Here is a 12,712-nt window from a genome sequence, read left to right as displayed (position 1 = left end):
AAGCAAAAAAGATGCCATAGAAGCGTGGAACCGCCGCGCGGAGAGTAAGAATGGCTAAAACCTTACACTTGATGCTTACCTACCACTGGTGGGATAAGGTGTCCAACGGCGAGAAAAAAGCAGAATACCGCCGATTTACGGCGAACTGGCGCAAACGATTAGCAGATGTACGCCCCGGGGATTTGGTCGTATTCCACCGGGGCTATACTAACCGCACGCTTACCCGCCGGATAGAGCAAATCCGCGTCATATCCGGATCGGACTTGCCCAACGAGGTATATCAGTTTTTCGGATGCCCGAACGAAAGCCATTTCTTTGAAATAGCACTTGACAATGGGGTTCATTGTGCTATAATATGAGTACCCACAAGTAGTGCCTAAAAAACCATAGACCGATTAAGGCGAAATTTCGCTTTAAGAGGTCTTTTTTTGTGGGTAAAAAAGACATAAAGTACGACCAGCACAACTACCGGGACCACGACGAACGCAACCTGTCGCTCATTAAAAAGAGCATACAACGCTGCGGCGCCGGGCGGTCTATTTTGCTGGATAAAAACGGCGAAATCATCGCCGGAAACGCTACCTATAAAACCCTGCAAGAACTCGGCATCCCCGTCAAAATCATACCCACCGACGGAAAAACAGCCATTGCCTTACAAAGAACGGACCTTGATACCAACAGCCGCAAGCGCAAAGAACTGGCGGCCTTTGACAATTCCACCTCGGACGGCGTCCGCTGGAACGCGGACAATCTAGCCGCCGATTTTGACCTAGCAGAACTGCCGGAACTGGGCATTGAAGGGCTGCAAGTGGTGGAACCTGAACCCGAAGAAATCGTGGAAGACGAAGCCCCGGCGCTTGGCGAAGCACCCACCCGCGTGAAACCGGGCGACGTTTGGCAGTTAGGAACCCACCGGCTGCTGTGCGGCGACAGCACCGTCCCAACTGACGTGGCGAAACTAATGGACGGCGAAACAGCCGACCTGCTACTGACAGACCCACCCTACAACGTAAACTACGAATCAGCAGACGGAAAAACCATAGAAAACGACCACATGGGGGCCGCTGCATTTTTGGAATTTTTGACAGCTGCTTTTGCCACCGCAAATGAATTTTTAAGACCCGGCGGAGCCTTCTATATTTGGCACGCGGACTCGGAGGGCTACAACTTCCGCACCGCAGCCAAAAATATCGGCTGGCAAATACGCCAATGTCTGATTTGGAACAAAAACTGCTTTGTGCTTGGACGGCAGGACTACCAATGGAAGCACGAGCCCTGCCTGTATGGGGGGAAAGACGGTGCTGCTCACTTTTTTGTGGACGACCGCACCCAAAGCACCGTGTTTGAAGACAAGGGTGTGGACCTTAAAAAGCTAAAAAAAGAAGAACTGCTGCAAATGCTGCAGAACATTTGTGCCGCCAAAGTAAGCACCAGCGTCATTGACTGCGACAGACCCAGCCGCAGCGAAGAACACCCCACCATGAAGCCGGTTAAACTGCTGGCCCTGCAAATCCGCAACAGTTCCCGCATGGGCGAAATTGTACTGGACCCATTCGGTGGCTCGGGAAGCACGCTCATTGCCTGCGAACAGCTAGGCCGCAAGGCACGGTTGGTAGAACTGGACCCCAAATACTGCGACGTGATACTGGACCGCTGGGAAAAATTAACGGGAGGAACCGCAACACTATGCAAATAACCGAGTACGTCACCCTAGGACACCCGGACAAAGTGGCCGATTACATATCCAGCCACATTTTAGACCGCTACATGGAAAAAGACCCGCAAACGCGCTACGCGGTAGAGTGCCAAATCAAAGGAAACGTAGTCAACCTAGCGGGCGAGGTTTCCAGCAAGGCCCATTTTACCCCGCGTCAGTTGGACTTGTTTGTGAAAGCAGCCGTGGCACAAATCGGCTACACGCCGGCCTATCAAAAACGCTGGGGCAAAGAAAACACCATTTGCGAGAGCGACCTGAAAATCAACGCCTACATCAGCCAGCAGAGCCCAGACATCGCACAAGGCCTGGACGGCTGGGGCGACCAAGGCGTCTTTTTTGGCGCCGCGTGGCCGACCGCTTCCGGCTTTCCGGCAGAAAAACTACTGGCAGAAAAGATAGGACGCGACCTAGCCAAGAACCCCAACCTCGGCATTGACGTCAAAACCTTGGTGGTTACGGACGAAGGACAAATTAAGCGCATTGTCATTGCCGTGCCGGTACTTAATGAAAAGGACCTTGCCAACCAAACCATTTATGACCTCTACCGGACGCTGGGAAAGGACGCGGAAAAGAAAATCATTATAAACGGCACCGGGACCTATCAAAAGCACGGACCCCTTGCCGACTGCGGAACCACAGGACGCAAACTGGCCGTGGACTTTTATGGCGGGTTTTGCAAAATCGGCGGCGGCAGCCCGTGGACCAAGGACGGAACCAAAGCGGACCTGACCTTGAACCTTTACGCACGCTACCTAGCCAAGCAATTTATAAAGAAAAACAACTGGAACGTGCCGGTTTTTTGCGATATTGCCTGCGCTATCGGCAGGCGCGACATTGAAATCTGCCTGCATGACGGACAGGGCACGATTTACAAACGCTATACGGAGCGCAAGAAACCGCAGGACCTAATAAAGAAATTTAAGCTGGACACCCCTATCTATGCGCATTTGTGCCGGGAGGGGCTGTTTAGCGGGATTTAATTATGGCGAACGAAAAGAACCTGCGGCCTTTTAACACTTTGACAGAGAGCGAGCAGAGAAGAATTCGCAGAAAAGGCGGCAAGGCGAGCGGCGCCAAACGGCGGCAATTAAAGACCCTAGCAGAAGAACTGCGGGCACTTTTAAGCGTAGATATTGTGGACCTCAAAGGGCGCAAAATGAACACTCAAACCGCTATCAGCACCGCGCTTATTAATGCCGCCATACACGGGGACGTGAAGGCTTTTAATGCCATACGCGACACCCTAGGACAGAAACCCACCGAGAAGGTGGAAACAAACGTGTCCTTGACGAGCAACTGGGAAACGACATGCAAGAAAAGCAAAAAGAAGTAAAGGTCATTATTCCTTATACGCCTCGCTACCCGCAAACGGAAATACATCCGCAACTGGAAGCGCACCGCTTTTGTGTGCTCGTTACCCACCGCCAAATGGGAAAGACCGTCTGCGCCATAAACCACCTCATCAAAATGGCCCTAACCAACCCCAAGCCGCAAGGGCGTTATTTCTATATTGCCCCCTTTTTGAAGCAGGCGAAAATGATTGCCTGGGATTACTTGCGCCACTACACAGCCCCCTATTTGAACGTGAATATCGGTACCGAAGCAGAACCACACCGCATTTGCGCGCTACGCATAAACGAGCAAGAAACCAGCGTCACGCTCCCCAACGGCTCCTTTATTCGTGTTTGCGGAGCAGATAACCCCGACGCCTTGCGCGGTACCTACGCGGACGGTGTAGTGCTGGACGAGTACGGCGACATGCGCCCCGACGTCTATACGGAAATTATCCGCCCTATGCTCGTGAGCCGCAAGGGCTGGTGCGTATTTTTAGGAACCCCCAAAGGGCAAAACCAATTTTTTGACGTATATTGCCACGGCGTGGAAGCGCACGGGCAAGACCCCGACGGCGAGTGGTGGGCCGGTATGTACCGGGCAGACGAAACCGGCGTGATTGCCCCGGAAGAGTTAGCCAAAATCAAGGCACAAACGCCCGACAATACCTACCGGCAAGAGTACCTGTGCGACTTTGCCGCAGCCGCAGAAGACGCCCTGTTCCCGCAAGCCGTAATAGATATGGCAGCCAAAAACGACCTGCCCTACACCGGCGGCGAGCGCGTGGCGGCCCTAGACATTGCCCGCTATGGCGCTGACAGCAGCGTGCTAAAAATTTGGGAATACGCGGGCCCTTTGAAATGGAAAGAGGTTGCCACCGAAGAGTGGAACGGAAAAGACACGATGTACACCGTGGGCCGCGTAGCAGAAGCAGGCCGCTCGTTTCGTTTTAACCGCCTTATTGTGGACGGCGACGGCGTAGGTGGCGGCGTAATAGACCGCCTCAAAGAGGTTGCAAAATTTACCGTTTTTGAATTTAGGGGCGGCGCGGCGGCCACGGACCCGGACCGCTATGCAAACAAACGCGCGGAAGCATACGACGCTCTGCGCGAACTGATGGCAAAGGGCTACCTGCAAATAAGTGACCGGGCCACCTTGACGGAACTGGCAACGGTTACTTATTCGTTTAACTCGTCCGGGCAAATGAAACTTTTTAATAAAGAAGAATTACGCAAAAAAGGCGGCAAAAGCCCGGACCATGCGGACGCGGCCATGATGAGCACCGTGCTATTTAAGAAAGCCAAACAGGTGCATTTTAGAGCGCAAAACGCAGGCGACCTGACCGCGCAAAGCGACTTTATTTTTTAGCAAAGGAGGAGTATATGAGTTGGTTTAGTAAAAGTTTTTTACCGACAGTTATCGGAGGGGTTGGTGGGTTTTTAATGGGCGGCTATGCCGGTGCAGCTGTTGGGGCTGGGCTGGGGGCATATTCCGGCTATCAGACAGATAAAACGGAAAGAGAGCAGAAAAAAGCTGCCAAAAAAATGGAAGAAGAAATGGCTAAAAATGAGGTCAAGCCGACCATTGTGGACGACAGCCGCCAACAGGAAGAACGGCGCAAACGCAACCAACTCAAACAAGGAAGCGCAAGCACCGTGCTGGCGGGCGACTACCGGCAAAGCGCCGCTAAACGATTACTAGGGGAATAACTATGGACACACGGCAGCAGAAATTATATGACGACATCAAAAGACGTTTGACCGCCATGGAAACACGCCGCTACGGCTACGAGCGCGTGTGGCAGCGTGCTGCCGAACTGGCGGACCCCAAAAACGCCAATTTTACCGTGGAATACGGCCCCGGAGGTTTTAACAAAGGGACCAAAAAGACCGACAACACCGTGGCACAGGCCGTCCCCAAATGGGCGTCGGCCATTGACGGTTTAACCACGCCTAAAACCCAAAAATGGCACGGGCTGGCAACGTCTGACGAATATTTGAACGACCGCTACGCCGACTGGCTGGAACGCCAATGCGACAAACTCTTTGCTATCCGCTACGGCGCAGGCTCCAACTTTGCCAACGCCCACTATGAGAACCTGAAAAACATTGCCATTTACGGAGCCGGCCCTTTTAGTGTTACGGAAAAATACGGCTACGGCATATCCTACCGCGCGTGGCCTGTGCGGGAATTTTACACCGAACAGAACGCCGACGGCGAGGTGGACGTTTTCTTCCGTAAATTCAAATTAAACAAACGCCAAACCCTGCAACAATTCGGTCAAAATACACCCCGGCAAATTATCGTAAGCGACGATTTGAACAAAGAGTGGGAATTTTTGCACGCCGTCTATCCAAACGACGATTATCAGCCAAGACGCTTAGACCCCACGCACCGCCGCTACGCGAGCGTGTACGTTTGCCTTTCCACCCACGAAATCGTGGAAGAAAGCGGCTACAATGTCTGTCCCTTTTTCTACCCGCGCTATGACGTATTTGCTAGTTTACAGGAGCCGTACGGCTACTCGCCGGTTATGCAACTGATGCCGGAAGTGCGCACGCTGGCGGCTATGATGAGGACCAACCTCAAAACCGCCCAAAGAGCCAGCGACCCGACGTGGCTGCTTGCCAATGACGACATCATAAACGCGGCCCGCGTGGGCGTACCCAACGCCATTATTCCCGGCGGACTAAACGAAAACGGGCAACCGCTCGTCGCCCCTATGCAAGGCCCCAACGCCATGCCGTTTAGCTTGGAAATGCTCCAAGACATCCGCAACACCATAAGAGAAGGCTTTGAATTAAACCTGTTTACGGTGCTTGTCAACCGACCCGATATGACGGCAACCGAGGTTTTACAACGCGCACAGGAAACAGCAACCCTTTTAAGCCCCACGACAAGCCGGTTAGAAAAGGAACTCCTGTCCGGCGTGATTACCAAGGAACTGGAAATCTGCACGCGTGCCGGACAGTTGGAGCCTATGCCGCCAGAAATGGCAGAAGCTATGGCCAGCGGGCAAGTGGGCCTGCAGGTGCGCTACGAAAGCCCTATCCGCAAGGCACAGGACGCAGGCACGGGAGCCGCCATTTTACGCACGGTGGAACTTGCCGGAGCCTTACAGCCCTTTGACCCCAGCATTAAAAACTTAATCAACGCACCGCGCATTTTGAAAGAAATCGCCAAGGTGTACGGCGCACCCGTCAAAATCTTCAATACGGAAGAAGAAAAGGCGGCAGCCGATTTAAGCGACGCACAACTGGCACAGGCCCAAGCCATGCTTGCCGCCGCGCCGGTAATCGGCAAGACGGCGAAAGACCTGGCCGACGCCCAGCAGAAAACAGGCACGCAAGTGAGGTAAAACGTGAACAAACTACTCACGCTGTATCAGCGCTTATTTAGAAAGCGGCTCGCCTACAAAACGGTGTTTGACCCCGCTAAACTGGAGGTCAAAATCGTACTGGCGGACCTTGCCAAGGTATGCCCGGCAAACCCCGCACGCGGAACCGGCGCACCCATAGACGAAAAGAAGGTTTTTATTAATATCGGACGGCGGGAGGTGCTAAACCACATACTGGCTATGACCAACCTGCCGGACGAAAAATTAAATGCACTCGCACAGGAGGAAGAACAATGAGTGAACCGACCAACACGGCAGCCGACGCCTTGACCGGCGGAAGCGAGCCAACCAACCCGACGGAACCGACGAACCCGACAAACCCCCAATCGACCGACCCCAAACCGCAAGTGCCGGACGGATATGTGGCTTTGCCGACCGATAAATCCACGCCGGAAGAACTCGCCGATTTTTACAGCAAACTCGGCAGACCCGAAAGCGCGGACAAATACGGCATTGAACTCACTAACGACGAAGGAGCCGCTGCCAGCAAAGCATTTGCCGACGCCGCCTTTAACGCGGGCCTGACCAAAGCCCAAGCCGAAGCTGTAGCCAAAGCGTCTAACGACTTTGTGGCTCAAAAATTGGAAGCGTACCGCGCCGAGCAGGACAAACAAATGAAAGACCTGCAAACCGCGTGGGGGGCTGATTTCAATAAGAACACCGAAATTGCCCGCCAAGCCGCCCGCCAATTTGGACTGGATAACAAAGAAACGCTGGCCCGTTTGGAAAGCGCGCTGGGCAGCAAAGCCCTTATGGAACTTATGCACAAAATCGGTTCTGCTATCGCTGACCCCGCCCTCAAAGGCGTAGGCGCAGGCAAGAACCCCGGGAGCGCCAAAGCGTACACCCGCGAAGAAGCAGCAGCCAAAATGAAGGAACTGCAAGCAGATAAGGCCTTTGGGGCCAAATTTATGGCAAACGACCCCGAAGCCAAAAAACTGTTTGAAGAGGTTTCCAACGCTATGGCAGGAGGAAACTAACTATGCCACAACAGGAAAGAGTGACCCGCGGACAGTTTATGCGCTTCTTTCAAATTGCTATCCGGCGCGGACCGGGCGGACTGCGCAAGGACTGGCTCTATACCCACCTTAAACCCATGGTGGATAACCTAGAAGCCGATTTGATAGACGACGGTATCCTTACCCCAAAAGACGCCAAAAACGCCCCACAAGAGCCGAAAGAAAAAGCCGTGGAGCAAGTACAGCCGGTTAGTGCCAAAACCGAAGCACAGACCGAAACCGAGCCCGTCAAAGAGCCGAAAGAAAAAGCTGCCGAACAACCGGCTAAAAAAGCCGGCAAAAACGATTTAGGGGATGACCCTAAAAAGCCCGCGAGGAAGGGCAAAAAATAAACCGGGCAATTAGCCCAAGGAGAGAATAAATGAGCTTAACACCGAGCGACTACGCAGGCATTGAGAATCATCAAATTACGTTGAAATTCGCAAATGCCCTGCAACTTCTCGCCCAGCAGACCGTTTCCAAACTGGAAAGTTGTGTGACAGTAAAAAGCGGGCTCAAGGGCGCAACCGTTTCCCCAGCAGACCAACTGGGCACGTTTAGTACGAAAACGCGTGAAAATCGCTACGAAGAAACCCCTGCGGTTAACGTATCGCGCACGCGCCGCTGGTACTCGCCGACGATGAAGCACGGGGCCTACATTATTGATACCTTTGACAGTATCAAAATGGACTTAAACCCCCAAGAAGGCATCGTCCAATCCATGCTTGCGGCCTACCACCGCGACATTGACGCGACGATTTTGGCAGACTTTTTTGCCGCGAACAAAGTGGGTAAAGACGCTACTTCCACGGCAAATTTTGATACCACCAACATCGTTGCCAAGACGGACGCTTCCGGCGATGTCTTGGGAAAAATTGCGTTGGCTATTTCCAAACTGCAAGACAAAGACGTGGATATTGAACAGGAAGAAATTTACATGGTAGTACCGCCTTCCGTAGAAACCGCGCTCAAAGATGCCGGCTTCTATGTGTCGTCCGACTACCAAGACAGCAAGGTTTTAACTGGCAAAAAGCTCCCGCCGTATGGGGGCGTGAACTTTGTGCGCTATAACCTTGCTAAAACCAACATTGGGTCCACCGAAACCCCCAACAACGTCTATCGCTGCCCGATTTTCTGCAAATCCGGCGTCGGTTTAGGCAAATGGGAGGATTTCGTCGTTTCCGTAGATAAGCGCGCGGACCTTTCTAACGCGACACAAATCTACATGGAATATGCCCTTGGTGCGACCCGTTTGGAAGAAGCAAAATGCGCCGCGATTGACTTTGCGGCCTAATGGTTGTTTTCCTCCCGTGCGTGCTAGGGTACGTGCGGACGGTAGAGGGGGCCGAAAGACCCCTTCTACCCAAACTAAAAAGGCGGGATTATGCAGTATTTAACTGACTTACAAATTGCCAATAAAGCACTAACCAAACTGGGGCTGCCTACCATACAGTCCTTTGACAGCCAAGAAGAAGCCGCACGCCTTGCCGGGGACATTTTTGGCACGGTGCGCGACTTTGAACTGGCAACCTACCCGTGGGCCTTTGCCATTAAACGCGCGGAGTTGCCCGCACTTGCGGACGCCCCCGCCTTTGGGTATCAATTCCAATACGCCCTGCCTGTTGATTTCTTGCGGCTGGAAGGCATTTACAACTACGGTGGCGATAGTAAAAATGCCTATGAACTGGAAGGAAATACCCTGCTCACAAATATCGGCGCACCCCTGCAAATTCGCTACATCAGCCGGGAATTGAACCTAGTAAAATGGCCCCCGTATTTTGTAGAAGCACTCGCTACCAAACTGGCCTATGAAATGTGCGAACGGCTAAAACAGGACCCGCAGCGAAAAAGCATCCTGTGGCAAGAATACCAAGCCATTATCGGCACCGCTAAACGCTGCAACGCTATCCAACTGGCCGTTAAAGACATGCGGCCCGGTTCGTGGGAACTGGCACACGATGAGGAGTAATTTATGGGAATTCGCGTCAATGCAGCCTTAAACCAATTTAACAACGGGCTGGTCAGCCCCGAACTGGAAGCCCGCACCGAAATGCAGGTGGCGGCTTATTCCTGCCGCCAGTTAGAAAACGCCAGCGTTGAGGTTGCGGGCGGTGTGCATAGAAGGGGCGGCAGCGTATATGTGAAAAACTACGGCGGAGTTACACAGAAAAAAGGCTGGGGCCAATGGGAGCGAATGTCCTTGCCGGCGAGCGGGGTTATCCCTTGCGCGTACATAAACGGACAATATATCGCTTCAGGCCCCATAAGAACAATAGGAACCTCTCAGCAAGTTTATGACACTATGTATGTGTCTAGCGATTTGAAGCACTGGGAGGCGCGTTCCATTGATACAAAATTATATTATTATTCCTATTTGCAGTTTACGCAGGTAGGACCCGCTTTGTTTTACAACAATTATTACACCACTGACGGCACGCATTGGACGATGTCCGCTGACGTTAGCCACGACCCCGCTTATTATAAAAGTGTGAGCTACAACAACGGCGTATATCTGTACGCGACCAAGAAACTATTAAAAATATCCACGGACCTGAACACTTGGAGTGAGGTGTCACTGCCCACCCTGTCCGCCCGCCCGGCATATAGTGACGACGGCCCAACTATATACGCTGCTTTTGTGGCAAACAATACCTTCTTTTTGTTTTTATCGCAAACTGAAAAAACCGACGAAACGGAAAGAGGGTACAGAGATTATGATTATGTGTTAACCAGTAGTGACGGCGCCAACTGGCAGGTTCATGTGACGCAAATGAGTTTTGCGAACTTTAAAAGAGATGGCTCAACTATGACGTATGTAGGCGGTAAATACCTGCTGTTTGCAAATGGCGGAAGCAGTTTGTCGTCGCTGTTTGAAAGTGCGGACGGATACGCGTGGACTGCGGTATCTTTCAAATCCATAAATAGCTACCTCCCACTAAATATGACCGCCGGACAGGATACCGTATATGTTTTGCTTTCAAACAAAGATACCACCCAAAACAAAAGGGAACTTTATAAAAGCACTGACGGCGTCAACTGGGAGGCAGACGCATTCCAACCGGCGAGTGTAGCCTATCAAATTTGTCCTTATACTTTCGTGGGGGATACTTTTTTCATTCGCGTTTATAGCGACGAAATGTACAAACAACAATATTATAGTGCATCCAGCACCATAGACGGTACAAAAGCCGTACTCGTTCCCTTTGTAGTCAATCGCAATACTGCCTATGTGTTGGAGTTTGGCAATAAATATGTGCGCTTTTACAAAGACCATGGTCAAATATTATCCAGCGAAGAACAGGGTCTGGTCGTTGCGACGCCTTACTCATTAGAAGATTTGTTTGACAAGGAAGAACGGCCTCGGCTCGCCAGCGTGCAAAAAAATGACGTGCTTTATTTATTTCACCCGGACTATCCTGCCCATAAGTTAAAACGTACGGGGCGGTATAGTTTTGCAATAGAGCAGGTCCATTTCAAAAACGGCCCGTGGGAAAACATATCCGAAAACGGCATCAAACTAAGAGTGGATAAGCAAACAGGAACCGCCAATGTTTATGCCTCTAGTGATTTTTTTACCGAAGATATGGTCGGGCGTTTTGTACGAATTTATCACACAAATATAAATACGTTTGTTTGGCAAGCAGGAATGAGTGTGGTTGCAAACACTGAGTACAAGTCGGACGGCAAATTTTATACTTCAACCATCCAAGGAACTGCCGGCAACGTAAAACCAACCCATACCGAAGGCTCCGCTACCGATGGAAGTATGCAGTGGACTTATGTCCATAGCGGGTACGGCAGCGGAAAAATTACGAAAGTAGTCTCTGCCACGCAAGCAGTCGTAACGGTAGTAGAAACCTTCCCGGCTAGTGTTTATAATGCTCAAGGTTCTTCTGCTAATGCAAGTGAAACGTGGCAATTGTCTATGGCACAAAACCCCGTTTGCGGCTGTTTTTACAAAGACAGGTTATTGTTAGGTATAAACGGCGCAGAAGGACCTGTCGTTGCATTTAGCAAAACCGGGGATTATGAAAATTTTGACGACCAAGAATTTGGCGAACAACTAGCAAACTGCGCTATGAAACTGCCAGTTTTAACGGAACTAAGCGAAATTCAATGGCTCTCTGCGAGGGAAAGCCTGTATGTCGGAACAGCCGGAGCCGTAACAGAAATTGCGCCGCAGACGATGTCAAGTGCTTTTGGCCCGGAAAACATCACCTATAACACTATTACCCGCATTGGCAGTAACTGTTTGCCCCCAATTTTACTGGGCGGAAGCGAACTCTATGTTGGCGCGGAAGGCAAAAGCATTTATGACCTGTTGTACGTCAATGACAACCAAGCATATGACCCGCAAGAGGTGTCCCTGTTGTCGGCCACGTGGCTAAAAAAGGGCCTAAAAGCGTGGGCCTTACAGTACAACCCGGACCGCATTGTCTGGTGCGTAGTAAAGGACGGTTCGCTGCTGGGCCTGACTTACAACAACAGCCAGCAGGTGCGTGCTTTCCATAAACACACCACCAAGGGCCAGTTTATAAGCGTGGCCGTAATACCCAGCCCAGATGGACAAACAGACGAACTGTGGGCCATTGTGAAGAGAAAACTAAACGGTGCGGACACCTACTGCGTGGAATATTTCCGCGACGGACTCCCGCTGGATATTCCAGCCAGTTATACCGAAGACGAGCAGCAGGCATTCCGGCTAAAATACGCCTACTATGTGGACTGCGGCAAACAGATTACAAATGACACCGCCAGTGCCAGCGTGAACGGACTAACATGGCTTGCGGGCGAAAAGGTGGACGTGTTGGCGGACGGTATCATTTACCGGGGGCTTACCGTGGGAACCGACGGTACGCTTTTATTACCAAAGGCCGCTACCGTGCTAACCGTCGGGCTGCCTTACGAAACCACCTTTGAACCCCTGCCGGTACACGTGGACGGGGCCAACGGAACCGGCAACGCAAGAGCGCAACGCATAAACAAAATGGTCGTGCGCCTGCTGACTTCCGGTGGCTTTTGGTACGGCGAACGCGAAAACAAAATGGACTTTGCGTCCCTGCGCCGCCCGGAAGAACGGGCCGACGCCATAGCGCTCAAAAGTGGGGACCTGTTCTTAAATTGGAACGGCAGCCAAAGCCACAACGATGTGCTGGGGCGCGACATACCCAACGCCACCGGCGCACGAATGATTTTTAAGCAAAAAGACCCGCTGCCTTTGCGCATTTTGGCAATTTATCCGCAGCTGGAAATTACAAACGATTAAGG

The 12,712-nt window shown here is 51.8% G+C and carries 13 protein-coding genes; all 13 read left to right on the top strand.

The window, feature by feature from the left end; all coding sequences use genetic code 11:
• The first annotated feature begins 50 nt into the window (after nucleotides 1-50).
• The 13 genes from ACZOTW_RS06715 (at nucleotide 51) to ACZOTW_RS06655 (ending at nucleotide 12,710) form a co-directional block, all read left to right on the top strand.
• Nucleotides 51-359 carry an ASCH domain-containing protein gene (locus tag ACZOTW_RS06715; RefSeq protein WP_483997833.1) on the top strand — a complete coding sequence of 103 codons (309 nt, stop codon included), beginning with the start codon at nucleotides 51-53 and terminating at the stop codon, nucleotides 357-359.
• Nucleotides 360-430: 71 nt separating this feature from the next.
• Nucleotides 431-1,696 carry a DNA modification methylase gene (locus tag ACZOTW_RS06710; protein ID WP_483997832.1) on the top strand — a complete coding sequence of 422 codons (1,266 nt, stop codon included), beginning with the start codon at nucleotides 431-433 and terminating at the stop codon, nucleotides 1,694-1,696.
• Nucleotides 1,687-2,697 carry a methionine adenosyltransferase domain-containing protein gene (locus ACZOTW_RS06705; RefSeq protein ID WP_483997831.1) on the top strand — a complete coding sequence of 337 codons (1,011 nt, stop codon included), beginning with the start codon at nucleotides 1,687-1,689 and terminating at the stop codon, nucleotides 2,695-2,697. Before ACZOTW_RS06710 ends, ACZOTW_RS06705 begins: the two co-directional genes overlap by 10 nt.
• 2 nt (nucleotides 2,698-2,699) lie before the next feature.
• On the top strand, nucleotides 2,700-3,050 hold the full coding sequence (locus ACZOTW_RS06700; protein WP_428057191.1) for a hypothetical protein: 351 nt from the start codon (nucleotides 2,700-2,702) through the stop codon (nucleotides 3,048-3,050).
• Complete coding sequence (locus ACZOTW_RS06695; RefSeq protein WP_483997830.1) at nucleotides 3,026-4,417, top strand: terminase large subunit domain-containing protein; 1,392 nt, start codon at nucleotides 3,026-3,028, stop codon at nucleotides 4,415-4,417. Before ACZOTW_RS06700 ends, ACZOTW_RS06695 begins: the two co-directional genes overlap by 25 nt.
• Nucleotides 4,418-4,431: 14 nt before the next feature.
• Nucleotides 4,432-4,758 carry a hypothetical protein gene (locus ACZOTW_RS06690; protein ID WP_428057187.1) on the top strand — a complete coding sequence of 109 codons (327 nt, stop codon included), beginning with the start codon at nucleotides 4,432-4,434 and terminating at the stop codon, nucleotides 4,756-4,758.
• 2 nt (nucleotides 4,759-4,760) lie between these two features.
• Nucleotides 4,761-6,407 (top strand): portal protein, encoded by a 1,647-nt coding sequence (locus ACZOTW_RS06685; protein WP_483997829.1) that lies wholly within the window; start codon nucleotides 4,761-4,763, stop codon nucleotides 6,405-6,407.
• 3 nt (nucleotides 6,408-6,410) lie between these two features.
• Complete coding sequence (locus ACZOTW_RS06680) at nucleotides 6,411-6,683, top strand: Bbp19 family protein (RefSeq protein WP_428057183.1); 273 nt, start codon at nucleotides 6,411-6,413, stop codon at nucleotides 6,681-6,683.
• Nucleotides 6,680-7,426 (top strand): hypothetical protein, encoded by a 747-nt coding sequence (locus ACZOTW_RS06675; RefSeq protein ID WP_483997828.1) that lies wholly within the window; start codon nucleotides 6,680-6,682, stop codon nucleotides 7,424-7,426. The genes ACZOTW_RS06680 and ACZOTW_RS06675 overlap by 4 nt, the downstream gene beginning before the upstream one ends.
• A gap of 2 nt (nucleotides 7,427-7,428) precedes the next feature.
• Entirely contained in the window at nucleotides 7,429-7,797 is a 369-nt protein-coding gene (locus tag ACZOTW_RS06670) for a hypothetical protein (protein WP_483997827.1), read from the top strand.
• Between the two features lie 29 nt (nucleotides 7,798-7,826).
• Nucleotides 7,827-8,738 carry a phage capsid protein gene (locus ACZOTW_RS06665; protein ID WP_428057177.1) on the top strand — a complete coding sequence of 304 codons (912 nt, stop codon included), beginning with the start codon at nucleotides 7,827-7,829 and terminating at the stop codon, nucleotides 8,736-8,738.
• A 90-nt stretch (nucleotides 8,739-8,828) separates the two neighbouring features.
• Nucleotides 8,829-9,413: a phage connector family protein gene (locus ACZOTW_RS06660; protein ID WP_483997826.1), complete on the top strand. Its 585-nt coding sequence runs from the start codon at nucleotides 8,829-8,831 to the stop codon at nucleotides 9,411-9,413.
• 3 nt (nucleotides 9,414-9,416) lie between these two features.
• Nucleotides 9,417-12,710: a hypothetical protein gene (locus ACZOTW_RS06655; RefSeq protein ID WP_483997825.1), complete on the top strand. Its 3,294-nt coding sequence runs from the start codon at nucleotides 9,417-9,419 to the stop codon at nucleotides 12,708-12,710.
• The last annotated feature ends 2 nt before the right edge of the window (nucleotides 12,711-12,712 follow it).

This window comes from Candidatus Avelusimicrobium sp., assembly GCF_056976295.1.
This window is presented reverse-complemented; position numbering and strand designations above follow the sequence as displayed.